At 40.3% G+C, this 26,257-nt stretch carries 26 protein-coding genes; 6 read left to right on the top strand and 20 right to left on the bottom strand.

What is annotated here, in order from left to right; all coding sequences use genetic code 11:
- Nucleotides 1-781: IS21-like element helper ATPase IstB (gene istB, locus SALPA_RS29120; RefSeq protein WP_222428040.1), on the top strand; the 781-nt coding region annotated here is incomplete at its 5' end.
- 102 nt (nucleotides 782-883) lie between these two features.
- Here the strand turns inward: istB and SALPA_RS17950 are convergent.
- The 7 genes from SALPA_RS17950 to SALPA_RS17920 form a co-directional block, all read right to left on the bottom strand.
- A complete protein-coding gene (locus tag SALPA_RS17950) occupies nucleotides 884-1,603 on the bottom strand; it encodes a class I SAM-dependent methyltransferase (RefSeq protein WP_222428039.1) in 720 nt (239 codons plus the stop codon).
- Nucleotides 1,604-1,844: 241 nt separating this feature from the next.
- A complete protein-coding gene (locus SALPA_RS17945) occupies nucleotides 1,845-3,083 on the bottom strand; it encodes an LL-diaminopimelate aminotransferase (protein ID WP_145097072.1) in 1,239 nt (412 codons plus the stop codon).
- A gap of 54 nt (nucleotides 3,084-3,137) precedes the next feature.
- Complete coding sequence (locus SALPA_RS17940) at nucleotides 3,138-3,491, bottom strand: MarR family winged helix-turn-helix transcriptional regulator (RefSeq protein WP_145097071.1); 354 nt, start codon at nucleotides 3,489-3,491, stop codon at nucleotides 3,138-3,140.
- A gap of 220 nt (nucleotides 3,492-3,711) precedes the next feature.
- The gene (locus SALPA_RS17935; protein ID WP_222428189.1) at nucleotides 3,712-4,449 is read right to left on the bottom strand and encodes an amino acid ABC transporter ATP-binding protein; all 738 of its coding nucleotides are present in this window, start codon (nucleotides 4,447-4,449) and stop codon (nucleotides 3,712-3,714) included.
- Nucleotides 4,450-4,489: 40 nt separating this feature from the next.
- On the bottom strand, nucleotides 4,490-5,284 hold the full coding sequence (locus tag SALPA_RS17930) for an amino acid ABC transporter permease (protein ID WP_145097067.1): 795 nt from the start codon (nucleotides 5,282-5,284) through the stop codon (nucleotides 4,490-4,492).
- A gap of 64 nt (nucleotides 5,285-5,348) precedes the next feature.
- Nucleotides 5,349-6,200, bottom strand: coding sequence for a transporter substrate-binding domain-containing protein (locus SALPA_RS17925; protein WP_145097065.1), 852 nt, complete (start codon nucleotides 6,198-6,200; stop codon nucleotides 5,349-5,351).
- A 254-nt stretch (nucleotides 6,201-6,454) separates the two neighbouring features.
- Nucleotides 6,455-7,615 carry an iron-containing alcohol dehydrogenase gene (locus tag SALPA_RS17920; RefSeq protein ID WP_370516739.1) on the bottom strand — a complete coding sequence of 387 codons (1,161 nt, stop codon included), beginning with the start codon at nucleotides 7,613-7,615 and terminating at the stop codon, nucleotides 6,455-6,457.
- A gap of 255 nt (nucleotides 7,616-7,870) precedes the next feature.
- Here SALPA_RS17920 and SALPA_RS17915 point away from each other — a divergent pair, with 255 nt between their 5' ends.
- The gene (locus tag SALPA_RS17915) at nucleotides 7,871-9,574 is read left to right on the top strand and encodes a sigma-54-dependent Fis family transcriptional regulator (RefSeq protein WP_222428038.1); all 1,704 of its coding nucleotides are present in this window, start codon (nucleotides 7,871-7,873) and stop codon (nucleotides 9,572-9,574) included.
- Here the strand turns inward: SALPA_RS17915 and SALPA_RS17910 are convergent.
- Nucleotides 9,554-10,051 (bottom strand): isoprenylcysteine carboxyl methyltransferase family protein, encoded by a 498-nt coding sequence (locus SALPA_RS17910; protein ID WP_255451253.1) that lies wholly within the window; start codon nucleotides 10,049-10,051, stop codon nucleotides 9,554-9,556. The two genes, SALPA_RS17915 and SALPA_RS17910, sit on opposite strands and share 21 nt — an antisense overlap.
- A gap of 17 nt (nucleotides 10,052-10,068) precedes the next feature.
- Nucleotides 10,069-11,115 (bottom strand): type III polyketide synthase, encoded by a 1,047-nt coding sequence (locus tag SALPA_RS17905; protein WP_145097057.1) that lies wholly within the window; start codon nucleotides 11,113-11,115, stop codon nucleotides 10,069-10,071.
- Between the two features lie 378 nt (nucleotides 11,116-11,493).
- On the opposite strand from SALPA_RS17905, the gene SALPA_RS30510 reads away from it, so the two are divergent.
- Nucleotides 11,494-11,703, top strand: a complete 210-nt coding sequence (locus SALPA_RS30510; protein ID WP_222428037.1) for a hypothetical protein — start codon at nucleotides 11,494-11,496, stop codon at nucleotides 11,701-11,703.
- Between the two features lie 482 nt (nucleotides 11,704-12,185).
- Here SALPA_RS30510 and SALPA_RS17900 read toward each other — a convergent pair whose 3' ends face one another.
- The 3 genes from SALPA_RS17900 to SALPA_RS17890 all read right to left on the bottom strand — a co-directional run bounded on the left by SALPA_RS17900 (nucleotide 12,186) and on the right by SALPA_RS17890 (nucleotide 14,390).
- Complete coding sequence (locus SALPA_RS17900) at nucleotides 12,186-12,845, bottom strand: superoxide dismutase (protein WP_255451252.1); 660 nt, start codon at nucleotides 12,843-12,845, stop codon at nucleotides 12,186-12,188.
- 357 nt (nucleotides 12,846-13,202) lie between these two features.
- Nucleotides 13,203-13,730 carry a ferredoxin domain-containing protein gene (locus SALPA_RS17895; RefSeq protein ID WP_145097054.1) on the bottom strand — a complete coding sequence of 176 codons (528 nt, stop codon included), beginning with the start codon at nucleotides 13,728-13,730 and terminating at the stop codon, nucleotides 13,203-13,205.
- Between the two features lie 60 nt (nucleotides 13,731-13,790).
- Nucleotides 13,791-14,390 carry a flavodoxin family protein gene (locus tag SALPA_RS17890; protein ID WP_255451251.1) on the bottom strand — a complete coding sequence of 200 codons (600 nt, stop codon included), beginning with the start codon at nucleotides 14,388-14,390 and terminating at the stop codon, nucleotides 13,791-13,793.
- 206 nt (nucleotides 14,391-14,596) lie between these two features.
- Here SALPA_RS17890 and SALPA_RS17885 point away from each other — a divergent pair, with 206 nt between their 5' ends.
- The gene (locus SALPA_RS17885; protein WP_145097052.1) at nucleotides 14,597-14,986 is read left to right on the top strand and encodes a helix-turn-helix domain-containing protein; all 390 of its coding nucleotides are present in this window, start codon (nucleotides 14,597-14,599) and stop codon (nucleotides 14,984-14,986) included.
- 12 nt (nucleotides 14,987-14,998) lie between these two features.
- Here the strand turns inward: SALPA_RS17885 and SALPA_RS17880 are convergent, their stop codons facing one another.
- Nucleotides 14,999-15,763 (bottom strand): TSUP family transporter, encoded by a 765-nt coding sequence (locus tag SALPA_RS17880; RefSeq protein ID WP_145097050.1) that lies wholly within the window; start codon nucleotides 15,761-15,763, stop codon nucleotides 14,999-15,001.
- A 170-nt stretch (nucleotides 15,764-15,933) separates the two neighbouring features.
- On the opposite strand from SALPA_RS17880, the gene SALPA_RS17875 reads away from it, so the two are divergent.
- On the top strand, nucleotides 15,934-16,827 hold the full coding sequence (locus tag SALPA_RS17875) for a LysR family transcriptional regulator (RefSeq protein WP_145097048.1): 894 nt from the start codon (nucleotides 15,934-15,936) through the stop codon (nucleotides 16,825-16,827).
- A 113-nt stretch (nucleotides 16,828-16,940) separates the two neighbouring features.
- On the opposite strand, the gene SALPA_RS17870 is transcribed toward SALPA_RS17875, so the two are convergent.
- From SALPA_RS17870 to SALPA_RS17850, 5 genes are all read right to left on the bottom strand, one after another.
- On the bottom strand, nucleotides 16,941-19,481 hold the full coding sequence (locus tag SALPA_RS17870) for an ABC transporter substrate binding protein (protein WP_145097046.1): 2,541 nt from the start codon (nucleotides 19,479-19,481) through the stop codon (nucleotides 16,941-16,943).
- A 381-nt stretch (nucleotides 19,482-19,862) separates the two neighbouring features.
- Nucleotides 19,863-20,960 (bottom strand): hypothetical protein, encoded by a 1,098-nt coding sequence (locus SALPA_RS17865; RefSeq protein ID WP_145097045.1) that lies wholly within the window; start codon nucleotides 20,958-20,960, stop codon nucleotides 19,863-19,865.
- A gap of 234 nt (nucleotides 20,961-21,194) precedes the next feature.
- Complete coding sequence (locus SALPA_RS17860) at nucleotides 21,195-21,686, bottom strand: spore coat protein (protein ID WP_145097043.1); 492 nt, start codon at nucleotides 21,684-21,686, stop codon at nucleotides 21,195-21,197.
- Nucleotides 21,687-21,824: 138 nt separating this feature from the next.
- Nucleotides 21,825-22,481 (bottom strand): carbonic anhydrase, encoded by a 657-nt coding sequence (locus tag SALPA_RS17855; protein WP_145097041.1) that lies wholly within the window; start codon nucleotides 22,479-22,481, stop codon nucleotides 21,825-21,827.
- 156 nt (nucleotides 22,482-22,637) lie between these two features.
- Nucleotides 22,638-23,921, bottom strand: a complete 1,284-nt coding sequence (locus tag SALPA_RS17850; RefSeq protein ID WP_222428036.1) for an NAD(P)/FAD-dependent oxidoreductase — start codon at nucleotides 23,919-23,921, stop codon at nucleotides 22,638-22,640.
- A 95-nt stretch (nucleotides 23,922-24,016) separates the two neighbouring features.
- Here SALPA_RS17850 and SALPA_RS30505 point away from each other — a divergent pair, with 95 nt between their 5' ends.
- Entirely contained in the window at nucleotides 24,017-24,421 is a 405-nt protein-coding gene (locus tag SALPA_RS30505; protein WP_222428035.1) for a hypothetical protein, read from the top strand.
- A 95-nt stretch (nucleotides 24,422-24,516) separates the two neighbouring features.
- Here the strand turns inward: SALPA_RS30505 and SALPA_RS17845 are convergent, their stop codons facing one another.
- Together SALPA_RS17845 and SALPA_RS17840 are read right to left on the bottom strand one after the other, a co-directional pair.
- On the bottom strand, nucleotides 24,517-25,176 hold the full coding sequence (locus SALPA_RS17845) for a hypothetical protein (RefSeq protein ID WP_145097027.1): 660 nt from the start codon (nucleotides 25,174-25,176) through the stop codon (nucleotides 24,517-24,519).
- Between the two features lie 101 nt (nucleotides 25,177-25,277).
- Nucleotides 25,278-25,940, bottom strand: coding sequence for a hemolysin III family protein (locus SALPA_RS17840; RefSeq protein WP_145097024.1), 663 nt, complete (start codon nucleotides 25,938-25,940; stop codon nucleotides 25,278-25,280).
- Between the last annotated feature and the right edge of the window lie 317 nt (nucleotides 25,941-26,257).

The raw sequence follows: 26,257 nt of genomic DNA, 5'->3' as shown, positions 1-26,257 counted from the left end.
TGCGGGAATAATTACGTTTTATGCTAAGCAGCTAAAGCTGCCTTGTTTCTCTAAATACCAGACGGTGGCTCGGGAAGCGGAGCAAAATGGCTGGGGCTATGCGGATTTTCTGCTCAAAATCATGAAAAATGAAGTGGCGCATCGTCAGGAAAATCAACGCCGCCTAAAAATGCAGCAAGCCAAGTTTCCGGTCATTAAAACCCTCGATGAGTTTGACTTCAAAAACGTACCACACATAGACCCTGCTGTTATCTGGCAACTGGCGGATTGTCAATATATCCAGCAAAAAGAAGGCATTGTCTTTTGTGGCAACCCTGGTACTGGGAAAACGCATCTGGCAACTGCCCTCGGTCTAAAAGCCTGTGAAAAAGGACTGCGCGTGCGGTTTTACACTGCTGCGGGGCTAGTGAATGATTTGTTAGAAGCTCAGCAAAATCACACACTTTCTAAGTTGGAACAACAACTCACCAAACTCAATCTATTGATTTTGGATGAACTGTCGTATCTAACCTTCGCGCGTTCCAGCGCCGAGCTGCTATTTCAGATTCTATCCAGTCGTAATGAGCGTGGCAGTGTGATCATCACTACGAACCTGGAGTTTTCACGCTGGACGGAGATCTTCGGTGATCCTATGCTTACTGCTGCTATCGTGGACCGAATGACGCATCGTTCTCATATTGTCGATACTAACGGTCCCTCATACCGCCTCCGCCAGAGGATTGCGGCAATCGGACAGTTTGGAGGTGAGACTCCAGACAACAGCGGAGACCAAGAGGTCTAATATTTTTTATCGGGGTGGCTCACTTCTTGAGCATCAAAAGTGGCTCACTTTCTGAATGTCAAATGGCTCACTTTTCTATTGCTTTTCACAATTTTGTTCTATTTAGCTTTTTCTTGCTCGCAAAAAAATAAACTGGGGTTTTTGGGTTAGCCTTTGATATACTTTGGGATGTAATTGTTTGAATTTCTCTGTCGGCATAGGTTCTATTAGCTTTTCAATTATAAATCCCGCGTCTATTACCGGTGAGATTATATGACATAAAGGTCTTCGATAAAATTGGACTTTTACTTTCCCTACATTAGTTTCCCATTCATCTTCAATAATCTCCGTTAAAAAATAGTTTTCCCTGTTAAAATGTGTAAAGTCCATAAACGGATGATGCACAGAAAAAACTAATGAACCTAATGGCTTTAATACTCTATTAAACTCAGCCATTACAGGTTTCCAGTCTTTAATATAGTGAAGTGTTAACGATGACACTATCACATCGATTGATTTATCCTCGATGAAAGTTAACGGTTCATTGAGATCAGCCTGTCTAATGTCAGCCTTTTCACCAATTCTTTTCCGTGTCATTTCTATCATACTAGGACTAAAATCTATCGCTATTACCTTTGCGTCATTGTCCAACAGCCATTTACTATACCAGCCTGCGGCACATCCGGCATCTAGCACCTTTTTTCCGGCAATACCAGGAAGCAATGACAATGTAGCTGGTCTTTCATAGTACGCATTAAATGGTTTCGTATCAACACATTCAAAATAATATTCTGCCATTTTTTCATAAGAATCAAAAGATATCGAGTTCTCATTTATCAACATTCTCCCTCCAACATACGCTGGACTCTAACCAGCTTTACTGGACTCATAATCATAACATCATATTTATGTTATCCTGCTTTCGCCTGGAAGATTCACTTGCTAGTACAATAAACTTTCATATAACCAATTCCTTTTGATATGTACAGCTTCTCAGGACACAATTCATGACAACAACAACACCGGGTGCATTTCTCTGCATGTACTACTGACAGCATGGTTTACCATGCTGTCAGTAACCCCGTTAAAAAATGAAACCAATGTTATCCAAACGTCGCGCAATTTCAGAAATAATCCGTTCTTCTTCCTTTTCATCCCTCGCCTCAAAGGTAACGGAAAGCCTAATGTATGCCCCGGCGTCATCCCATGGGACAACTGAAATTAGTGCTTCTTTAAGTAAGAACTCGGAAAAATCTTCTGCTGACGTGAAGCATCTTCCGCTTTTGGTACTATGGGGAATGCCTGTATATAAGTAAAATGATGCTTTAGGCTTAGTGACTGTGAACCCAATATGTTTTAATGCCTTCACCAACATAGTATGACGGCGCGAATATTTCAAAGCTGTTTTTTCCGTTATTTCAGGATGCTGCAAACAATAAACGCCAGCCTTTTGAATAGCTGCAAACTGACCAGAATCATTGTCATCTTTTACAGTTGCAAATCCTTTCACTACTAATTCATTACCACACACAAATGCCAGACGCCACCCAGTCATGTTAAATGCTTTGGATAACGAGTGAATCTCTATCCCAACATCTTTAGCGCCCTCAACTGACAAAAAGCTAAGCGGGCGCTGTCCTTCAAAAGTAAGTGCCGCGTAAGCAGCGTCTGATACGACAATGATCTTATTTTCCTTGGCAAACTGTACGACTTTTTCAAAAAACTTTTTAGTCGCAGTAGCTCCGGTTGGATTGTTAGGGTAGTTAATATACAACAATTTAGCTCTATGGCACTGTTTAGAAGTCAAAGAGTCCAATTCAGGTAAATAACTATTTTCAGCTAAGAGCGGCAAATTAACCACTTCTCCTCCTAACGCTTTGGTCATAGTCCCCATAACAGGATACCCGGGTACAGTCATAATAGCAATATCCCCCGGATTAATAAAGGCCAGTGGCAAAAGTGCCAAAATCGACTTCGAACCAATTCCGTGATTTACCTCATTAATTGAATTAAGACCATAAACTTGATAAACTTTCTCCATATAATGAACAGCAGCATCCTTAAATACTTGTATACCATTATCGGCATATCCTCTATTTTCTCTCAGCTTAGCTTGTTCGTATAAGACTTCAATAACTTCCTCTTCCGCCATCCAATCTGGTTCACCTACCCCAAGATCAATTAATTCCACATTGGGATTGTTTTTACGCGCCTCCCTTTTAGCTCTTTTAATTTTTTCAAATTTATATAGAATGGCATCATTTCCGAATTTATTTCCCCCAATTCGCTCAGCAAATGATTGCTGAATAAAAGATTTAGTCATACTGATCCCCTTCTCTTTTTATTCACTATGTAAATATTCAGCCCAACAAAAGTCTTAGCTTTTTTGAGCTTTTTCTAAAGCATTTACAAGCAATTCTACTGCACTCATGACTTCGCGAACATGACCACGCGGCAAGTTTGCTATGACGTCCTTATAATAATTGGCAATACTTTTCTGTAATTGTTGAGCAATTGCTTTACCTTTCTCCGTAAGAATAGCTTCTACAACCCTTTTATCATATGCAGATCTTTTGCGAAGAATAAACTCATCCCGAACTAAATTATTCATAATTCTAGTTATAGTGCTAATTTCAAGGCGCATTTTTTCACTAATTTCATTAATAGAAAGCGTTTGATGTTTATATATTTCCAGCAATATATAGCATTGCGAACTGGTAAAACCATGCATTCTAATTTGTTTCTTTTCTAAAATTTGGAATGTCCGCACTGCTTTTTGTAGTAATACACCAATATCTTCTAGACATCTATTATATTTTTCTTCTTCACTAACTATATTTTCTCACTCCCATCGCCTTGATAATATTTGTATCATACAAATATTATTCTGTCAATGTCAGAGTAAAAAAAGACCCCTATGGCAGAGATGCTGCCTATGAGGTCTTTTACTCTTATTGGGCAAATCCATTAGTAACACGTGAAAGAAAAGCTTTCGTCCGCGCATCTTTGGGATGATTAAAAATAACATCTGGTGTATCATCCTCGACAATGACACCATCTTCGACATAAATGATTCGGGAGGCAACTTCGCGTGCAAAGGCAATTTCGTGGGTGACGATCAGCATGGTTAAACCTTCCTTCGCCAGCTCACGCATAACGGCTAATACTTCACCAACCATTTGCGTATCCAGCGCCGAAGTCGGTTCGTCCATTAGCAAGACTTGTGGCTGAATAGCAAGCGCGCGGGCAATCGCTACCCTTTGTTTTTGTCCGCCTGACAACTGATGCGGCTTGGCATTGATATATTGTGCCATGCCAACTTTCTCTAAAAAGTGGATCGCGGTTTGCCTGGCTGTTGCCTTATCCTGTTTTAACACCTTTACTAATCCTACCATACAGTTCTCAAGCACAGACATATTATTAAACAAATTAAACTGCTGAAATACCATGCCGACTTTGGTCCGGTACAGCGTCAAATTATCCTGTTCTTCCACTATATTTCGTGCATCGTGAATAATTTCGCCTGAAGTTGGCATTTCCAGCATATTGATGCAACGAAGCATAGTGGATTTGCCAGAACCTGACGCGCCAATAATACAAATAACATCACCTTGAAAAACATCGAAACTGATATCTTTAATAATTTCACGCTTACCAAAAAATTTAACCAAATTCTTAATTTTCAGTATCTGCTGTGGTTCTATTGCCAACACTTTATTATCCATACTACTAATTCTCGCCTTTCTTTGGAGTAAACGGTCCACACGGATCAGCTAGCAGGTCATGCGCAACTAATGAATAGTTATCAGGCCCGTCCATTCTCTTTTCTATCCATAATAGAAAGCGTGAAACCGCAAAGGTCATAATAAAATAAATTGCACAAGTAATAAAGAAAACCTCAAAATATCGATAATAAGCACCAGCGGCTGACTTAGATAAGAAGTATAACTCGGTTACGGAAATAACATTGAGTACCGAGGTATCCTTGATATTAATAATCAGATTGTTACCAATTTGCGGCATAATATTACGTAAAGCTTGCGGTAAAATAACACAGGACATAATCTGAAAATGATTCATGCCAATCGCTTTTGCAGCCTCTTTTTGACCGACATCAATAGAAATAATGCCGCCACGGACAGTCTCAGCCATATAGGCACCTGTGTTTACGGAAACGACAATAAAACCTGCTAACAGCGGTGACATATCGATATTATAAACCTGCATCGAACCATAGTATACAACCATCGCCTGTACAATCATGGGTGTACCGCGAAACAACTCAACATATGCTGCTAAGATGGCTCTAATACATTGATAGAATCCCCGTTTAACAAGCCCATCTTTAGGATTAATCGGGATAGTTTGTAAAATACCTACGAATAAACCAATTACACAACCAACTATAGTACCACTGACAGCCAATAGCAGTGTAACTAAAGCTCCTTTTACAAAGAGTACACCATATTGCTGCAGAAGAAAATAAACCCAACCAAAAAAAGTTACCGGCATATCACTTGTCATATTTCTTTCCACCTTGATTGATAATAAATTTCAGGGATGGCGAATGCCATCCCATTAATACTGCTTATTGTTTTGCTAACGGTTGCTTCTTAATGGCCTCTTCCATCAATTTATTGCGATCCTCTTCTGTCATTGCAGACAATGCTTTGTTAATTTTCGTCAATAGCTCGTTACTTTTTCCTTTCGCGACTGCAATACCCATTTCAATTTCTTCCCGCTCGACCTTAAAGCCTTGTCCATCCTTGAAATCCAACATCACTAATTCTGGATTCGAAAAGACAGCAGCCATAGCAGTTGGCTTATCGGTAGCCAAAACCTCTACCTTGCCAGAAGTCAGTGCAACAATCATGCCGGGAACATTATCAATAGCAGGTTGAATTTTTACATCAGGAATTTGTTTTAGCAAATCATACCAAACGGTATTGAGTTGTGATGTAGCAACAGCGCCTTTGAGGCCATCCACATTCTTAGCGGCAGCAAAAGGACTGTCTTTCTTGGTAAGCGCAACAATATCGGCGTTATAATAAACAGAAGAAAAATCAACTGTTTCTTTACGCTTACTGGTAATACTCATTCCGGCAATAGCTGCATCAATCTTACCGGCATTTACAGCGGGAGCTAAACCATCCCATTCAATCTTATGGATTTCCAGTTCATAGCCCATAGATTCAGCAATCTTTTTAGCAATCATCACATCATAGCCCATAGCATATTCCTGACTGTCTTTAATTTTCACCGCTCCGTTATCAGGAGTAGTCTGGGTCCAGTTAAAAGGAGCATATCCACATTCCATACCAACCCTAAATACCTTTTTCTCTGCTGCTTTTTGGTCGCCAGAGCATCCTGTCAGCATCGCGCCAAATGCAAATATTGCTAAGCAGAGCACAATCCTTAGCATCGTTTTGTAACTTTTCATCCTCACTCAACCTTCCCTTACCCTATCATTATTTAAGGTAATTGTAGCAACACATAGGAATAAATGTCAAGCTGTATATATACTTGCGGAAACGATATTTCCCGGCAGTTATGATTTTAAAATGATGATGCCGGTAAGTCTTTCGAGCCCTTATTCTTACCATGCAAACCTTATCTCCATAGAAATACCCTATAGGTTAGATTTATCTGGCATTCTAACCTATAGGGTATATTTTAAGTTACATCATGCAACGATTACATCGCGGCCTTATAGATACCAATTATATCATCAAGAGTAGCCGTACGTGGATTAAATAGGCTGCAAATATCTTTTAATGCGTTTCCGGCCATAACCTCGAAATCTTTTTCGTTAGCCTTTAATTCCGCAAGGCCGGAAGGGATACCAACATCAGCGGATAATTTCTGGATAGCGGCTATCGCTTTATCAGCAGCGTCACGAACAGACAGACCTTGTATATTTTCACCCATTGCTATGGCAACATCACCAAAACGTTCTGGGCAGGCAATGATATTAAACTTTTCAACATGCGGCAGCAAAATAGCGTTGCACACGCCATGCGGCAGATTGTATAAGCCGCCTAGTTGATGAGCCATTGCATGAACAAAGCCCAAACCGGCGTTATTAAATGCCATTCCACCTAAATATTCGGCATAAGCCATTTTGTCACGTGCTTCCATATTCTGACCATTGGCAACTGCATTGCGTAAATTAGTAGCAATAAGTTTGATAGCCATTAGGGCCGCTGAATCAGTTACCGGTGTAGCAGCAACAGAAACATATGCTTCCACAGCATGAGTTAATGCATCCATGCCGGTAGCAGCAGTAAGAGCAGGCGGCATACCAACCATCAGTAACGGATCATTAATTGCAACATTAGGAGTAGTATGCCAGTCAGCAATAGCCATTTTTACATGGTTAGAAGTATTGGTAATAACAGCAAACCGGGTCATCTCAGATGCCGTACCGGCTGTAGTGTTTATGGCAATAAACGGCGGCATCGGCTTCTTAGACTTATCAAGACCTTCAAAGTCCCGAATGTTTCCGCCGTTGGTAGCCAATAAGCCAATTCCCTTGCCACAGTCATGAGCACTGCCGCCGCCCAAGGTTACAATAGTATCAGCGCCGCTTGCCTGGTAGCTTTTTAAACCGTCTTCAACGTTTTTGTCAGTTGGATTTGGCTCTGCTCCTGCAAAAATGCTAACCTTGATTCCTTCTGCTTCCAGCATGGCCTTAATATCGTCGGCCATCCCACCGGGACGGCCTAGGAAAGCATCAGTAACCAGGAAAACATTCGAACCACCAAGAGCTTTCACTTGTGCTGGAGTTTGTTTGTGTGCCCCTACTCCCATTAGACTTACAGTAGGAATAAAATACCCGTAGACTTGCTCACCAATAGCCATAATAATAAATCCTCCTTAGGGCAAGGCCCATTTTTTATCTTATGACCATATTATATTGCAAGCATCATGCCAACATCAGATTACCGGCGATTACAATGTAAAAGAGTAATTTATCCACTAAATTTCATAGTTCGAAAAGGAGGGTAATTATGAAATATGTGGAAAATATGTATCAATGTAAGAACAGTGTCCGCGGACGTGTGTTTTATAAATGATACACTATCGTGTATTAGTTGCTGGAGGTGGAATATGGCTAGTCTATTAAAAAGTTTTATTCGTGGGAATGATACCAGAGTAATAAATAAAGTCCCGCCGCCCATCTTCCAATCCTGGAAAAGATGCCGGGGATTAAATGTTAATCATGAACAGCTTTTTCAAGATGATATTTTACAATCGTACAGACTGAACGAATTATTAGACAGATCGGAACAACTAATTCGTACCGCTAAACCAATCCTGCAACATATATTCAGTTTATTGCGTAGAGGTAAATACCAAATCCTGCTCAGCAACAATGAAGGATATATCCTGGAAACCCTTGGCGATCCCTCATTTGTCAACAAAACCGAAAAAATTTTTTTAACCCCCGGTGTTAACTGGCGGGAAAATTTAAAGGGTACAAATGGGATAGGTACCGTACTTATTGAGCAAATTCCTTTAGTTATTCCTGGTTGGACACACTATTCGCTGCCTGTTAGCTTCTTAGATTGTTGGGCTTCTCCGATTAGCGCCAGTGACGGAACCTTAATCGGAGTACTTAATATTTCCGGTGAGGCCGGTGCTAAGCATAACCATGTAATGGAGATAACCACCATTGGCGCAACTATGATTGCACAAAGCCTCGCAATCGCTGAAATGAAAGCAAGCTTTAATCTTTCCAAAAGAGATCTGGATGCTTTAGGTAAAACCTTGCTGCACAGCGTAGTACCTGCTGATAAAGGCGACTCAAGGACAGAACAGCAAAAATTCTTTGTACCGATTTCATTTAATCACACAGTAGAATGCGAAAATCAATGGCGTGGCCGCAGTCCAAAAACTCATTCTATCCTTGATATCGCAATGCGCGCAACCCGGACAGACTCAACCGTTCTCATCCAAGGTGAAAGCGGCACTGGCAAGGAAATTATCGCTAGAACTATCCATAACTCCAGTACACGCAAAGAAAAGCCGTTTGTAACATTAAATTGTGCAGCAATTCCCCATAACCTTGTAGAAAGTGAACTTTTCGGCTACACTGACGGCGCATTTACAGGGGCCAGGCGGGGTGGACAAGCGGGGAAATTTGAGCTAGCAGGTTCGGGAACGATATTCTTAGATGAAATTGGCGATATGCCCTTTCACGTTCAGGCTTCGTTGTTACGGGTGCTGCAACAAAAAGAGTTTTACCGGATTGGTGATAATAAGTGTCACATAATGAATGCCCGTGTTATTGCCGCAACTAATCAAGACCTGTGCCAGATGGTGCAGCAAGGAAAATTCCGTTTAGATCTATATTATCGTCTGAAAGTCATTTCAATAGAAATTCCTCCACTTAGAGAACGAATTGAGGATATTGGGGATCTGGCACCCTATTTTGTTGAAAAGCTCTGTAAAAAATTTGGCTTCCCGAGTATGAATATCAGTCCAGAGTTATTTCACCATTTAGTCAACTATCAATGGCCAGGTAATGTACGGCAATTAGAAAACTGTATTGAGAATATGATCGCTTTATCGACAGGCACATCCACATTAACCGTCGCAGACCTGCCTATTGAATACACAACTAACTGTCAAAGCTCAAGCACTAGTCTTGAGAATCAAATATCACAGCAATCTGCCAATCTCGAAAAGAAACTGATTATTCAGGCATTAGAAGATGTTGACGGTAATATCGCTGCTGCTGCCCGAAAACTAGGTATAGGCCGCACTACACTGTATCGCAAAATGGGCAAATTAAATATCGTGATTCCGTAAATCAAGAGCTTGTTCCTCTACCGGAATTCTGACTAATAGCAGCAGGGTAGCATTAGCAGCTGTAGCAACTACAGCAGTAACCACTGCACCAAAGATAAGCGGTACTACTGCCAGCTCAAGCGCGACTGCCAGATAATTGGGATGTTTTACGAACCGGTAAGGTCCCCGTCGCACTGCCAAGTCGCCGGGAATTACCAAAATGCGTGTATTCCAATAACGTCCCAGGCTGATTATACACCAATATCTTATTACCTGTGCAAATAGGAATAAACTTAGCCATACCGGCCAAAAGAAACCTAAGCTATTAGTAAAATAGCCCTCAATCACCCAACAAACCAGCCAGACAGTGTGTAACAGGAAAAATAGCGGATAATGGCCGGCGCCGTGTTCACTGCCTCCTTTCTTTAGTATCCATACCTGATTGCGATTAGCTAGCAGCAGTTCTGTTAGCCGTTGGATAATAATTATACTTGCCAAACCGGCAATCATCCCAGCTACCATTTAAATAGTACCTGTTCGGCACTAAAACCTGGTCCTAAGGCTAGCATAAGTCCATATTCTTTGCTCGGTGGAGTGCTTGCCAAAAAGCTATTCAGGACAAACAATACTGTAGCACTCGACATATTGCCATAGGATGCCAGGACGCGGTAGGCGTGATCCAGCTTATCATCAGACAGCTTCAGACTGTCGGCATAAGCTTCAAGTACCTTTGCACCCCCTGGGTGCACAACAAAATGCTGAACAGAATTACTATCAACGTCCCACTTGTCATAGGCCTCACCTGTAAGTGCAGGCAAATTCTTTCTAATAATGCTTGGGATATCTCGCGAAAAGCGGACCTTCAGTCCGCTTTCGGCAACATCCCAACCCATTATATCTTCCGTAGCAGGGAATAACGTGCTATAGCTGTCACATATGGCTGGCCCGCCACCATCAACAGCGATGAGAGCTGCGGCTGCGCCATCGCCAAACAGACTGGTACCAACAAGATTGGCTTTCGAGTAGTCATTTCGCTGAAAAGTGAGACTGCAAAGCTCTACAGCGATAAGTAGAACTGCTTTTCCATGTAACACTTGCGCTAGCTCTGACGCGCGTGCAAGGCCAACAACGCCCCCGGCACAGCCCAATCCCCAAATCGGTACCCGGGCGGTATGCGGTGACAAACCTAAGCGCTGAATGATTTTAGCATCCACGGTAGGCGTGGCAATGCCGGTAGAAGATATGTAAATGACCATACCGATTTCGTCTGATCGGATACCCGCTTGCTTGATAGCCTTTGCAGCTGCCTCCTCAGCCAAGGTAAGGGCCGTCTCTTCATAGGTTTTGTTAGCTTCGGCAAAAGAATGCCCCTCCTGGTACCACGCAAGTGGTCGTGACAAGTGCCTTACTTTAATCAGCCCATTTTCAAAGACTGGTAACAGTCTTTCAAGATGGGCCATTTTTGTTTGGAATAATGTTGCAACAAACTCCTTTATCTCCTCTTGCCGCAAAGTATAAGGCGGTATCGCTGTCGCTACAGACACAATCTGCGGATTTCCCATATTGTCCCTCCTTGCCTATAATTGCTGTTATTATAAGCTATTTCGGTTATCCTCAAAAATGCTTATAATTCAAAAAGAAAATCCCGCCCCGGCAGGGACACACCAGGAGGAAACAAAAACACTAGCGGCAAGTAATCGTAAACCAAGTGAACTCGTTTCAGCATAGCTGAAACATTGGGGATTCAGGTGGAGAGCTTACTCCACCATACATGGTCCTTGCAGGTTTAAACATCCTATTTGGGCGACCGTAATTTGCGTATATCTGCTGTATATATCTCTGGCTTTTTACACCGTGGCTTAGTTGTTAAGCCTGCCCATATCATTCGGAGCACAATATCTCTATCAGCTATATGCTTTATTATTATCCCTACTCTCAGAATGGCTTTTGAGAATACCGCCGCCATTCTGTGGCAAAAGAAAACAATACCGATTAATGGCAGTAAAATTACAGGTATTTTAATTAGCGCCCATATAATTCTTCTTATGATATACAGCTTAGAACTAAATGTCGAGGCCATGATTTTTTTCCAACTAAAGCGGCTAAATATTCGCATCGGGTATATCAGCTTGCATCACCTCTTTTATTAAATTATCCCATTTCCGTATGCAGGTTATAGATTAGTATGCACAAAAAAAGTATCAGCATTACGCTAATACTTTAACTATCTGTCTATTCTGTAATAGCAGATAAGTCCTGTTTTTTAAAAAATATGGTAGGGAAAAAACGCAGCCATTTAGTGGCTGCGTTTAATAAACCTTATTCGGATTTATCTGATAGGACTGTCGGAGTAGCTTTCTTTTCCGCTTTTTTCTTCTTTTTCTCCTTGTTCTTTGGGCTCTTATCTCCCATGTTGAACATCTCCCTTTTATAACAAATAAATCTACGATAATTATACCATAGTTTTACATTTTACAACGCTGCTTCTACAATCACATTGCGGCATACGGCATTCAGTAGTCAGTTAAAACATGAAAATAGCATGTTTTTCATAGAATAGCTTAGTATTTCACGAGATTGATAGGCAATTAGAGGCTATGAAGAAAAAATTGGTAATTTTCTCTCCCCTGCCTTACATTGTTAGACATAATGGCAGCTTTCCTCGTATCGCCAAATCCAACCTTGTTTCAACTTCATTCCAATTAATTAGCTCCACTATTTTTCGAACATACGCTTCCCGTAAGTATTGATAATCCAAATAATAAGCATGCTCCCATACGTCGAGAACCAGTATCGGAATCGACCCCCACTGCGTAAGATTTTGGTGTTTCTCCGCGATCAGAATCTCCAAATAATTCCATGATGGATTCCATGCGAGAATACCCCAGCCTGATGCTTCAACCTTAGTGGTAGCAGCAATTAGCTGTTCTAAAAAAGCATCAAAGCTTACAAAACGTCTGGTAATTTCCTTAACGGTATTCGGCCCTGGTTCACCGCCGGTTCCCTTTTGAGTCAGTATTGTCCAATAGATGCTATGAAGGATATGTCCCGAACCATTGAATGCTAATTCATTTTCCCAGTATTTAATGAATGTAAAGTCTTTTACCGCCCGGGCTTGCGCTAATGCTACCTCTGCTTTATTAAGGCCATCCACATAAGCCTTATGATGATGATCGTGATGTATTCTAAGTGTATTTTCGCTAATAATCGGTTCAAGGGCATCATACGCATATGGCAATGGAGGCAAGCGGTGTTTACCAAGTGGCACACGTTTGGCTGTTGATTTTGTCAATATTTTACAGCTCCTTTTTGCATATTCTCTACAATTAATGTATTCACTGCGGAATAAAAAGGCGATGAAACCTACTTGCGAATAACACTACGTTCCAAACTAATAGAGCTGACCTGAGTAATCTCAGCTCTATTAGTTTTTATTCTCTTATATTCTTCGGTATTAAGGCAGCAGCCTGATATATGCCGCTCCCCATAATGGAACTCTCTCCGTAGTATTCCCTGTTTGCTTTAAGCAAAGCATTAGGCACAGCAGCTATATATCGTCCCTCATTCTTGACTCGTATTGAAATAAAAAGCACTATTTGCCTGTTATCATGAACAGGACAAATAGTGCTTTTTATTTCAACACATGCTATTACCGATCAAAGAAGGGGCTTTTGCCGGTTATACTAAGCGGAATGCCATATACTATTTTGATTTCCTCGCCCATAAGGCCAATATTGACAGCCGCTTTACCTACGCTGAACATTACTCTATTGTCAGCATGATATAAAGAAGCGGTGTTAACTGCCGATCCCACAGCTATCCCAAGATCACCAGTGCTGATTGCACATATCCCTGTACCTTGTGCACACTCAGCACAATCCGCATACCCACAATAGCCACATGGCTTCACTCCGAGGGGTTTCACTTTCTGACCTAACAACACAACCAATGCTGCCTGATCGAGGCAATTGGCATCACGTTCGAAAAATTGCATTCCTGATTCTTGCGCAATGCGCCGCATCTCTGCTGATAGTTGCTCTTTTTCTTGCCCCTTAACGATCACGGTTACCAAATTGTCCACGCCTCTACCTTTGGGAGCTGTTCTCGCTGCCACACACATCATATCGGCAATCTGCGCTACTGCACGTTCTTCAATTTCCTGGCTAGTAATAATCATCTAAATTCCTCCATTTTTTTATAACATAAAGAGTATCTGAATAAATTATATTTTAAAGCATTAACCTCTCACCTGCTTTAGAAGCTTAGCCATATTTTTACCCAAAGTTTGAAATGTCTGTATACCTTCTTCATCCTTTTGAACATCACCTGGATTAAGAGCCAGCGTCATGTTCCAGTAGCTGGAAGAAGGCATAATCATCTCGGCAATACCAAAAAAGAAGTTAATTGCGGAATAAGTAAATGTTGCTCCAGCTCTACGCACAGCAACCACCGCAGCTCCCACTTTACCGCGGAGCATATCACCACCGTTAGCCTTGGCTACAAAACCACAGCGATCAATAAGCGCCTTTACTTCTGAAGACACATTACTAAAATAAGTTGGCGAACCTATAATAATTCCGTCAGCTTCCATCATTTTCTGGATAAACGTATTCATTTCATCGTCCTGGCGTATACAGCGATTATCCTTTTTTTCATAACACTTCCCACAAGCAAGACATCCGAAAACTTTCCGCCCTCCCAGTTGGATAAATTCTGTTTCGATGCCTTCCTTTTCCAACTCCGCCAGAACCAATTGCAGACTCTGCGCTGTATTACCATTAATTCGCGGACTTCCGTTAAATGCAATCACTTTCAAATCAATCACTCTTCCTCTCATTTTACTACTATCTATTTTGGCCATTATCGCCATTACATAACAATTGAATCTCTCAAATTAAGATATTTCCAGAGAATGTATTCTCTGATATAATATAAACGATAGGATACATTTAGGCAAGTACGCACTTAATTGTGGTATAGTATCTATTTGCATACCATATTATCAAACTTAATCCCTAATTAAAACAATTGGAGTGACTGCAAATGATTACATTCAAAAACATTGAATATCAGTGTGCTATGGAATTAACGCTCGACCTTATTGGTGGCAAATGGAAAGCATTAATTCTCTGGCATTTAGGGGAAAGTACCCTCCGGTTTAGTGAGTTAAAGAAAACATTACCAAAAATAACGCAAAAAATGTTGACCCAACAACTACGGGAACTGGAAGCGAGCGGACTAGTGAACCGGTATATATATACACAAATTCCACCTAAAGTAGAATATTCTCTTACGCCGGACGGAAAAAGTCTCTTACCTATATTAGACACTTTGTGCCAATGGGGTTCGAACTATGCTAATGCCGCAGAGCCAATTACTGAAAAAAACACCTGCTACCCATGTTCTGAAAAAAGTGTAGCACCCTCTGTTTAAGCTCGTTTATGCTTACTGTAAAATATCCCACAATTGTTTGCCGATTAGCAGTGTTGTTACCGAGATAAACAATGGTTTAACATACGCCGCACCTTTGGCAATAGCAAATTTTGAGCCAGCAATAGCGCCAAAAATCATTGCAATGCCCATGGTAAAACCATAAACATAATTGACAGAGCCAGCCAGCAGAAAAGTCACGACTGCACCAAGGTTGCTCGCCATATTGAGTGCCTTGGCATTCCCGGCAGCTACCACAAAATCAAAACCCAGCATCAAAAATACGAAGATTAAAAAAGATCCTGTCCCTGGTCCGAAAAAGCCGTCATAAAAGCCCAGCGCCAGAGCGGCGCAGCCGCTTAAGATGCCGGCCCTTTTATTAATACCTGTATAGGTGGACTTATCACCCCAGTCTTTTTTTAACACTGTGTAAATTGCTACTAAAACCAACATAACAATAACTAATGGCTTTAATAATTCAGGAGGAATCAACCTTACCGTATACGCTCCCAAGATTGAACCAAGTAAGGCCAAAGGAAAAAGATATTTAACTAAACTAAGATCCATCTTTCCTGAACGTAAAAACGATATACTACTCGTACTAGAACAACATATTGAGGCCAGTTTATTAGTTCCCAATACAACACTGGGAGGTAATCCTGTCATAAGCAGTGCCGGCATAGAGATTAAACCGCCGCCACCAACGACAGAGTCGACAAAAGCAGCAATAAAACCTGCCCCCAATAAAAAACTAAGCATTTCTATACTAATATCATCCATATCATTGACCTCCTGCTTTTCTATAAGTGCTTTCTGCTATTTTCAATTAACGCTGTTGTTAACTGTCGCCCCTTAAGTTCATTATATACAATGCTTATACTTAAAGTAAAATGAATTAAATCCATTAATAATATGCAAAACTTTAATAATTAACTAGAGGAACAATCCTAATGAACATTGATGACATTCAAGCATTTTTAGCAGTTGTTGCCAATCAAAGTTTAACAAAAGCTGCTGAAACTCTTAACTTATCTCAATCTTCCGTGAGTCACCGTCTCAAAAATCTCGAACAAGAGCTTGGTCTAGTTCTTGTCGAACGGAAAAAAGGAATAAAAACCATCTCCCTTACTCCCGCAGGTGAAGATTTCATTCTAGTGGCTGAAAAATGGATTCATTTGTTGCTAGAAACCCAATCATTAAAATCACGTACTAGTTTGTCTCTGGCAATTGGTTCAGTGGACAGTGTAAACACGTATTTACTGCCAAATATTTATCAGCAAATTATCAACAAGCATCCTACCCTGCGCTTACACATCTATACCAAAAGTTCAATCGAACTCTATGACTTACTCGAACAACGCATAATTGATATTGCTTTTGTTCTGCAAGAACGACTTATAAAAAACATTGAATTAGCTCCATTCTTCGCCGAGCCGATGGTCGTTCTCCGCTTAGCCTTGCCAGAGAATCAGTCTGTTCAGATTATTCATCCGCAACAGTTAAATCCAGGTGATGAACTATACCATGACTGGTTTCCAACTTATCAGATCTGGCATAACAAATGGTGGGATCCTCTCATTCCACCTCATATTCAGGTAAGTAATGGTCCAATGGTGTTGCCCTTACTGCGAACACCTCACCAGTGGGCAATTGTTCCCTTATCTATTGCTCTATCCGCCGCAGCAACTCACAAATATACCATTCAAAAACTTATCGATCCTCCGCCTGAGCGGATTTGTTATAAAGTCACCCATAAATTTGCTAAGTCCAGCACGAAAGAAGCGTTAGCTATTTTTGAATCTTTTGCCACAGAACTTCACAAACAATTTGATTACCTGAACTAAATTACGCCAAAAATCAAATCCTACCATAGTGATATCTATATGGTAGGATTTTGCACATTGCTAACTGTTTTCTCTACTGAATATGGCAGCAACAGCCTCCACTACCTGCCTGACTAGGATTGCCGGGAAAAAAATTTCATAATTTCTTCTTGCGGTACTGGTTTGCTTACTAAATACCCTTGAAATTGGTCGCACTTATAGTGTCTTAGATATTCGAGTTGTTCATTTCTTTCAACACCCTCGGCAATAACATGGAGCCCCATCTGCTGTGCAAGCATTATAATAGAGCCTGTTATGCAGTCCTTGCCATCACCATTTAAAATATCGGCAACAAATGTTTTATCAATCTTTAATACATCAATCGGTAATTGTCTCAGATACGTGAGTGACGAATATCCGCACCCGAAATCATCCAGCGCTATTTTTATTTTCCTGCTTCTGACTTGCAATAATGTTTGTATAACTTGATCAAAAGACTCAATTAGTATTGATTCTGTGAGCTCTATCATCAGATAATTGGGCGGAAGGTCTGTTTTTTCCAGTATATCAGATAACAACGCAACAAAGTTTTTCTGTAGAAGTTGTACCGCGGAAACATTGACTGAGATATGAAAATCTCTACACCCTTGCTCATAAAGTTCTTTTGCAAACCTACATGCGGTTTCCATAACCCATGTTCCAATTTTAATCATTTTGCCAGACTCCTCAGCTATGCCGATAAACTGGTCTGGTGTAATAAAGCCTTTTACCGGGTGTTTCCAGCGTATCAAGGCTTCCACTCCCTTGATACCCACTGACTGAACATCAAGTAACGGTTGATAATACAAAATAAATTCATTATGTTCAATCGCATTATGCATATCATTCTGTAATTTAATTTTTTCGAGAACCGCATCTCCCATTGCCATATTATAGAATGTATAGGTGCCTTTCCCTGTTTCTTTGGAGTGATACATGGCATTATCTACATTTTTTAGAAGTTCATCATAGTTACTGCCATTTTCAGTATAAAATACGATCCCGATGCTTGCACTAACATGAAATAAATTGTTTTCAACATCGTAAGGTTCTGACAGTAATTGCAGAATTTTTTGGGCAACTTCCTCCGCTTGTACTCTGGTTTCAGTATGCTGACACATCAGAATGAACTCATCGCCACCGATCCTAAATGCCATACAGTTGTCCTGTTCCATTTCATATAAGCGTTTACCCACAGCCAATAAAAGCTTGTCACCCATTGAATGACCAAAAGAGTCATTAACCATTTTAAAATTATCCAAATCAATAAAAAACAATACAAACCTCTTGTGATACTCCTCACTAGTTTCAATTAGATCGTTTACTTTATCCTGAAATAATACTCGATTGGGAAGACCTGTAACCGCATCATAATAGGCAAGCTTATTGATTTGCTGTTGCTGTTCTATCAATTCGCCAAAATTTCGTCGCAATGTTTCATCTGATGCCGCTATTTCTTCGTAAAGAGCAGTAAGCTCTTCATTATTTTCTCTCAGTGTTGCTTCCACTTTCCGTCTTAATTTTATATTCATAACAAGATACCCAATTAGCACCAGAAGCGTCGTGAATACTGCAAGAAGCAGGTAAATCCGAGATTTATATGCTTCGTAAAATGAAAATGGTTTATTGATAATTTTACTGTCTGGCGGTAGACGGTCAAGAGGTATAGCAAACCTTTTCAATACATTATTATCCAAAGAAAAATAAACAGACTTTTCATCAATAATAGGTATCAAATTAATATTTTCACCGTTCAAAATTCTTTTTACTACCCCACCCGCCACTGAACCATGTAACTTTGGACTGAGCAAACTGCCACCAATACATCCTTTTCCCATTAATAATTCGGCAGTAGTAAAAACAGGCGCTGAGCTACCTTCAATAAGATTTGTATAATCTCCCATAGTAAGCCGGCGGCCTGCTGCATCCACATTATATGCATCTAAAATTACTATACTGCGTTGTGTATCTAAGCCAGATACTATTCTACAGATAGTATCGAATGAATATTCACTTAAGTCATGTTGTATAATATTGCTATCCAGAGAAGAGCACGCCTCGTGCACTAATTTGCCAAAAGCGATTCCTGTTTCCATTTTATCGTGGATGATATATACATCCTTCATGCCAGGTACGATCCTTTGAGCCGCTCTAATAGTACCTTTTGGGTCGGTTGCTTCATAAACCCCCGTCACATTGCTAACACCTGTTACTAATTTGTCTGCTGATTCTTTGACCACACCACAAAACACGACAGGTGCATCAGAAAAAATTTCTTTTCTGTGCGTTAACGCAAAGCTTAATGCCGCGTCATCTGTTGTGATGATTATATCAATTTTTTCATTGGCATATTTAGATTTATAATAATCATACAGACGGTTTAAATTATTTTGATCAGCATAACGCTTCCAGTCCATATATTCCACAAACAATGTCACATGATCTTCATTACTAAAAGCCTCTCGAAGTCCCTCATTCTCCCCATCTGTCCAACTATACCCTTTATGGTATGAATTAATAATTAAAATGTTTTTCTTGATCCTTTCTGCTTTTACGGGAAGCTTTAAAAAAAACAAACTACAAAACACAGCAAGACATAAGCATACTGCTAATGTAAACTTCATATTTATCCTCAAGTTTGTACCTCCCCTTCACTATATAAACTTGCAATACCAATAATTGGATAGACAAAGAATATATATATTAAAATCAATAGAAGTGACGTACTTCCCCCACCTAAGAAGTGGGGCTCTTCTTAGGGATATCCGTCCTTTATTTCAACATAACAGAAGCCAATTTCCTGCAAAATCATGGGGTGATTTCAAAAAAATATACAATATTGTGTCAAATGAGGACAATATATCCAATCCTGATACAGGCGATGTGTTCTAAATGAAAAAGGAGCTACAACTCTTTGAAAGAATTGTAGCTCCTTTTTCAGTGCCAGGACCAATTTTATTCACTCAATCAAACCGGTTTCACTCTCCGCCGGATTTTCCGAGTACTTACCACTGCTATTACCCTTTGGGTTTAATAATATCTAAAATAGGTTTTGATTTAATTCTTGGTTTAGGCGGCTTTGGTTTAGGCGCTTTGGGCTTAGGCGTTGGTCTAATACCTGTCGGGTTTATTATAGGCGGTACCGTAACCTTTACTGGCTTATTATCTAATTCACTATTTTTGGGTATAACCTTTGTTGCTGGTTTACTATTTGCTGGCATAGTATTGAGTGGTTCAACATCTGGTTTTCTATCAATTATAAGAGCCGGTGTAGGAGCCGGTGGTTCAATATGGACTACATTTGCTAAGAGTGCCTTTGCCTGTAAAATTGGATTACCTGTTATAAGGATTACTTGTGTGTGCGGATTTGCCCTTACCATTTCAAAATATGATACAATTACCTGATCATAATTATTATTTATGTCGAGCCATGCAAGTGGATACTCTGTTTTTTGCAAATTACCGGCAAATTTAATGATATTTTGCTTATTAATTTTTACTCCCTCAAAAATATTGCCAAGTTTCGCATAATCTAAAATTTTGCTTTTAATCTTGTTTTGCATTTGCTCATTCTTTGTAGTGACTTTATTGAGTTCATTTGCTACTATTGGCAATAATACTATTTTAAATCTGTCTATCTCCTCGAAATTCCACTTTTCGATCTCCGGATTAGCAACCAAAGCACTACTATCGGGAATTAGTAAACAGTATTCATCTGTTACTTCATATGATGCAGCTATTAAACGTAATTGTAGATCAATAGCCTTCATTGCACTATTAAATTCCTCTTCTTTGTTCATCTTAAAAAGAAAGCCGTTCTGTTCAATGATGTTAAAGACTTTTTGAACAGATGTATCCAAAACATTTTGTTGCCTGTCCGGCAAACCTGTTGACAAAAATCGAAACAAATTTATAAAGCATTTATAATCATTAAGCAACTGCTCTTGTATCTTTCGTCCATTATCATTCAATTCGGCCCATTCATAGTCACCTGCCCCCGACATTATTATCTTTGAGTAGTTCCAGCGAATAATATCCGAGTACTCCATGAGATTATTCAATAGTTTCTTTACATGTAACACTTCTGCAGTAATATATTGAATTACAGATTGCACAAATTTTATTCTCCCTTTATTAACTAAATCCCGTCAAACGCAGCAATTGATATGGCGCTATCCATATTCAATGAATAGTATAATTATATACATATAATATTTACTAATTGTTTAAAATATAAAAATCTATAAAAATCCTGTAAAATTACAAAAATCCTACCAAATTCATATAAATTCGGTAGGATTTTGTATCACTATATGATTGTTAATTGGTTGAATACTACGTCAGCTTATTTAACTGCTATACATACCGTTGCTGCTCATATAATTGTAAATTCCCTCGCCGTGCTCTTGCTCTTCCTTTTGAATATGGTTTAAAGCTTGCCGTACGCTGGAATCCGAGGATTCAAAAATGGCCGAGTCATAAGCACCTGAAACAAATTTTTCCGTCATTAACATGTCGCTACAAAGCATTGCGTCAGCTTGACTGGCTGATGATGAAGCTGCTGCCGACGTTGCCTGAGTGCTACTTTGCTGAGTTAGTTGGGATTGCTGTGCCTGCTGGCTCTGTTGTCCCTGACTCATACTCGGCACCTGGCCGTTTAAAATTGAGGTTAGTGTATTCAAATGCTGCTGTTCCTGCTGGGCGTAGGATTGAAATAATTGTTTTAACTGGGGATCGCTGGCCTGCTGCGCATTATTCTGATACTTTTGAATACAAACTTTCTCATGGGCCTGTTGATCTTGTAGTAACTGTTTTTCTTTTGGACTCAGTTGTAATGTCATATATCTGCCTCCTCTAGTTTCCCATAGCATTCCCGGCAGTTCATAATAACATTCAACTAAAATAAAAAATTTGAACTAATTGGCTATAAGTCCATCTGTTATCTTCTTACTTTAAGAACTGTGGCTCAGAATTTGCGACTATTGGAGAAATTCCACCTCGCCAGAAGCAAGCTTATACTTAGCACCTATGATTTCTACTCCGTGAATGTGAGTAAGGATGGTATCGGCTTTTAAAACGGCTACCATATTGATAATATTCGCTTGGGAAGTGGCTTCGTAAATATTTTTAGCGTGTGAATCCCTGGCCGCAGTCACGGCAGGTTGAATTTTAGCTGCAATTGCCTGGATGTTAGGTGGTACATCACCGCCATCAATAGTAGCTTTTACAGCACCGCATTGCTCATGACCAAGGACAACTACGAGTTTAGCACCCAGATGCTCTACTGCGTATTCTACACTGCCTAGTTCAATAGGTCCGAGAACATTGCCAGCTACACGAATGACAAATATATCACCAAGACCTTGATCAAAAATAAGTTCTGGCGGTACACGCGAATCAGAACAGCTAACAATTACAGCAAAGGGTACCTGACCTTTTGTTAACTCCGCCCGCCTTACTTTGCCAATTGGCTGTTTGGAATAGTTCTCCAGGATAAAGCGGTTATTACCGTCTATGAGCATTTTCTGGGCCGTATCGGCAGTCACTGAAGTTACTGCCGGCGATGCTAAAACGGGAACAGCAAGAGTCAGAAGCAAAAACATAATCAACAAGGGAAAACAGGTAATTTTTTTCATCCGAATGTGCCATCTCCTTTTTTTACCCGCCAATTCACCTCCATGAATTGGCATTGAAGTTACCCTATGAACTAGCCAACACCATTTTATATTCCCATAAAAATACAAAAATCCTGCCTGTTCCCATGGAGAAAATACCAGTTTTGTTTACCATTCTCAAAAAGCCGCACTCTGTCCGGCAACAAATCCTGAGGACCATGCCCATTGAAGATTGAATCCCCCGCACTGCCCATCGATATCAATCATTTCACCGGCAAAAAATAGACCGCTTACCAGGCTTGATTCCATGGTGGACGGGTTGATTTCGTTGGTAGCAACACCACCTGCTGTTACTTGTGCACTAGGCCAGCTTTTTGTTCCGGTTATCTTGAATCTCCAATCAGTCAAGATCGCAATAATTTTTTCCTGCTCTTGGATAGACAGATTAGCAGCAGGCTGCTTTATATCCCTAATGCCTGCTTCTTTCAATAAAACGGGGATGAGTCTTTTATTTATCAGACCGACCAGACTAAACTCAACCGTCTTGCCGGACCTCTTGGCAAAACGTTTTGTCACAAGTGCTCTGAGGTTTTCTTTAGACATCATGTCCATAATAGTAAGCTTTAATTGAACCTCTTTTTTCTCCTGTAGCAGTTGTGCGGCGCTTCGGCTAATTTGTAAAATAGGCGGACCCGAAACCCCATAATTGCCAAATAAAATATCTCCTAGCTCTTTGGCTACTGACTTGCCCTTATGTAAAATTTCAGCAGTCCCGACAAATTTAACCCCATCAATTTGTTTAAAAAAAGGTCCTTCGAGTTTTAGTTGAACAAGACCCGGAAAGACATCCATGATCGTGTGCCCCAGCTTCTGTGCCAATACAAAGCCATTACCATCTGAACCGGTAGCGGGCATAGCCTTTCCCCCGGCAGCGAGGACAACTCTGTCTGTTTGAAAGGTTGAGCCATTTTCCAGTTCAACTGTAAATATATTCTTTGACTGCCTTATTGCTTTCACATAGGCGTCACAGATAACGGTAACACCTATTTCATTGAGTTCATATCGCAATACATCTAAGACACTTGAAGCCTGATCAGACATCGGGAACACCTTGCCGGCATCCTCAACTTTGTGGGCTATCCCTAATTCTTCAAAAAAAGAAATTGTCTCGGGAATGCTAAATTTAGCTAATGGACTGCAGGAAAAATTGGGGTTGGTCCCTTGATAATAGGTACTATCGGCATAAATGTTAGTAAAATTACACCGGCCATTTCCAGTAGTCAATAGTTTCTTTCCGATGCGGGGATTTCGCTCCAGAATTGTCACAGCAGCACCCTGCCTGCTTGCTGAAATAGCCGCCAGCATCCCGGCGGCACCGCCGCCCACAACGATTACATGTTTTTTTTCTTTAACCATAATTGCTACCTCAATATTTCTAAGTAATTCTTGTTTACAAGTCATCTGACCCTATTTTCTCCTTTATACTATTTCCCATATACCATACAAAACTCCTGCCAAATCCTATACCATTTGGCAAGCTTGCTTTGCGTTGCTAAATGATAACCTTTCATCCGGATGAAAAAAGAGCCTTGTCGGCTCTTATGAGTTCTTTTTCTCAAAAAAATGTAAAAATATATAACCTGCCACTACACACCCTGTCAATAATCCTAACAAAATCCCCGTTGCGAAAGAATGCTCTGCCATTCTCTTCACCCCTTATGTTTTCGTCATTGATTATTTTAGGCTTCTTATACTATTTATTAAAAGTTCATAAATATAGTACCAAAAAAATAAATGCATTAGCAATCTCACTCCAACACAATACTAAACCAGGAGGTGTGATTATGCGTGGAAAAAAGCTAAATAAAAGCCGCACCAACCCGATTGTCCCCAGGACCACTCCCCAGGATGGAGCCTACTTAAAAACCTTGAAAAAACTGCAGGAAGAAAGGGCAGACTAGCTGTGACCAAAGACACTAACTAAAAAGAGAGTCATAATTCGTCGCACAACGAATTATGACTCTCTTTGTTATTTTGTATCCACTTAGAGTTCGGTTTAGGCTGTTTGCTCAGATTGCTTTGTTTCGGCAGCCCAGTCGTCAAGGCCTTTCAGGGTTGCTGCTTGCGTTTGCCGGCAAATTTCCGGCAATTCACCGCCCCAGGCTTTTTCGGCTGCTTTATAGCCTTCTTCAATGGCGCCCTTAATTAATTCAAGCTTGGAAGGGTCGCCACCCGAAAGGGCTTTTGCAAATTTTATGGCCCGTTCCGACGTCTGCTTAACACCCCAAAAACCGTCTTCAGAAACCTCTTGCTGTGCAGTTAAGCGAGTATCTTCATCAACTTCCAGGTTTTGATAAAACTCTTTCAGCTTTCCATCATATTTTTCCATAATTTGATCATAACTTAATCCCTGTGCTTCACCTTTTTTTACACTCTGCGTAGAAAAAAGGCTTTCTACTGTTGCTCGCAGAGTAGCCAATTTCGCTTCCACTTGCTTGGTAATCTCACTCAGGGTAACTGTATCCTTAGTATAGGTAGAGGTAGCTTTAGTATTGGCAGCTGTTTGGTCTGACTTTTCATACACTGCGGCTTCACTTGCTACTATTGTTTGTTCTGTATTAGTGGCAGCAGCAGGCACATCTGTAGCCACACTGGCAACATTTGCTTCTTTAGTTATCCCACCTTGCGCTGCTGTTGAAACAGGGTTAATAGCCATAAAAACGCCCTCCCTTTATCCGAATATCCTTATACTATATATCGTCATTTTTGTCAAAAATGTAATACAGGACTATTCAAATTAAAGACTGCTAGAAACTGTTAACCCATCACCGGAATAGGTAAAATGTATTTCAACACCGCAACAAAGTGGGCAATGCTGCCTGCAAGAACAAATAAATGCCAAATCGCATGATTGTAGGGAATCTTTTGGGCTAAATAAAATATCGCACCCACAGTATAAAAAAGTCCCCCGCCTATTAACCAGTATATACCTTCCAGCGGCACTGTAGCCAATAAAGGTTTTATCATTACAACCGCGAGCCAGCCCATAAAAAGATAGCATAAAGTTGCAAAGATCTTGAACCGTTTGACAAAAAAAACTTGAAAAATAATTCCCGCTATGGCTAATCCCCAGATTACACTGAAAATTGTCCATCCCATTGTGCCATGCAGGGGAATCAATGTGAACGGTGTATAGTTGCCGGCAATAAGTACATAAATAGCCGAGTGATCCAGGAATTTGAAAATGCACTTGAGTTTTTCATTAGTAAAACTATGATATAGCGTTGATGCAACATATAACAGCACCAAAGAAATACCATAAATGCTAAAGCTTACCACATGCCAAACGCTGCCGTCGATATACGCTGCCGCCATAAGAGCACCAAGTCCAATAAGCGCCAGCAAACTTCCCACACCATGGGTAACGGCATTCAATATTTCTTCTAAATTAACACCCGGAGTAGCTGCAGATTTTATCATACAATCATCCCCTTTACTATTGGCATATTGGCAATAGTTGCAGATAGTACCTATATCTATAATACCGCTAATTCCAGTAAAAAGCCAGTCATACAGCTTCACTCAGACCACTCAATTCTTAAAAATGTACTACAAATCCATTTGGCCGATTTACCTATTTTTTTGGCTAAAGGCAAGACCCTGCTGCTCTTACGCAAGCGTTTTTTTCTTTATACTATTCAGTATAGTTATTATGTACCAAAAGAACTGATTATATCGCAATCCATCTTGTTTGGCTTATTAGAAAATGGACGGAATTACTGCTTGAATCTAAGAGT

The sequence above is a fragment of the Sporomusa sp. KB1 genome (genome assembly GCF_007830295.1).
In the GTDB taxonomy this organism is placed as follows: Bacteria; Bacillota; Negativicutes; order Sporomusales; family Sporomusaceae; genus Sporomusa.
This window is presented reverse-complemented; position numbering and strand designations above follow the sequence as displayed.

Excerpts from the sequence above, each read along its gene's own strand:
- SALPA_RS17880 (WP_145097050.1), bottom strand. The coding sequence starts at position 15,763 with ATGGATGATATTAGTATAGAAATGCTTAGTTTTTTATTGGGGGCAGGT.
- SALPA_RS30505 (WP_222428035.1), top strand. The coding sequence starts at position 24,017 with ATGATAACCTTTCATCCGGATGAAAAAAGAGCCTTGTCGGCTCTTATG.
- SALPA_RS30510 (WP_222428037.1), top strand. The coding sequence starts at position 11,494 with ATGGCTTTTGAGAATACCGCCGCCATTCTGTGGCAAAAGAAAACAATA.
- SALPA_RS17855 (WP_145097041.1), bottom strand. The coding sequence starts at position 22,481 with ATGAAAAAAATTACCTGTTTTCCCTTGTTGATTATGTTTTTGCTTCTG.
- SALPA_RS17915 (WP_222428038.1), top strand. The coding sequence starts at position 7,871 with ATGGCTAGTCTATTAAAAAGTTTTATTCGTGGGAATGATACCAGAGTA.
- SALPA_RS17945 (WP_145097072.1), bottom strand. The coding sequence starts at position 3,083 with ATGACTAAATCTTTTATTCAGCAATCATTTGCTGAGCGAATTGGGGGA.
- SALPA_RS17940 (WP_145097071.1), bottom strand. The coding sequence starts at position 3,491 with ATGCATGGTTTTACCAGTTCGCAATGCTATATATTGCTGGAAATATAT.
- SALPA_RS17905 (WP_145097057.1), bottom strand. The coding sequence starts at position 11,115 with ATGGGAAATCCGCAGATTGTGTCTGTAGCGACAGCGATACCGCCTTAT.
- SALPA_RS17840 (WP_145097024.1), bottom strand. The coding sequence starts at position 25,940 with ATGATAAAATCTGCAGCTACTCCGGGTGTTAATTTAGAAGAAATATTG.
- SALPA_RS17875 (WP_145097048.1), top strand. The coding sequence starts at position 15,934 with ATGAACATTGATGACATTCAAGCATTTTTAGCAGTTGTTGCCAATCAA.
- SALPA_RS17895 (WP_145097054.1), bottom strand. The coding sequence starts at position 13,730 with ATGATTATTACTAGCCAGGAAATTGAAGAACGTGCAGTAGCGCAGATT.
- SALPA_RS17885 (WP_145097052.1), top strand. The coding sequence starts at position 14,597 with ATGATTACATTCAAAAACATTGAATATCAGTGTGCTATGGAATTAACG.
- SALPA_RS17930 (WP_145097067.1), bottom strand. The coding sequence starts at position 5,284 with ATGACAAGTGATATGCCGGTAACTTTTTTTGGTTGGGTTTATTTTCTT.
- SALPA_RS17925 (WP_145097065.1), bottom strand. The coding sequence starts at position 6,200 with ATGAAAAGTTACAAAACGATGCTAAGGATTGTGCTCTGCTTAGCAATA.
- SALPA_RS17890 (WP_255451251.1), bottom strand. The coding sequence starts at position 14,390 with ATGAGAGGAAGAGTGATTGATTTGAAAGTGATTGCATTTAACGGAAGT.
- SALPA_RS17860 (WP_145097043.1), bottom strand. The coding sequence starts at position 21,686 with ATGACATTACAACTGAGTCCAAAAGAAAAACAGTTACTACAAGATCAA.
- SALPA_RS17950 (WP_222428039.1), bottom strand. The coding sequence starts at position 1,603 with ATGTTGATAAATGAGAACTCGATATCTTTTGATTCTTATGAAAAAATG.
- SALPA_RS17845 (WP_145097027.1), bottom strand. The coding sequence starts at position 25,176 with ATGGCTATTAACCCTGTTTCAACAGCAGCGCAAGGTGGGATAACTAAA.
- SALPA_RS17850 (WP_222428036.1), bottom strand. The coding sequence starts at position 23,921 with ATGACTTGTAAACAAGAATTACTTAGAAATATTGAGGTAGCAATTATG.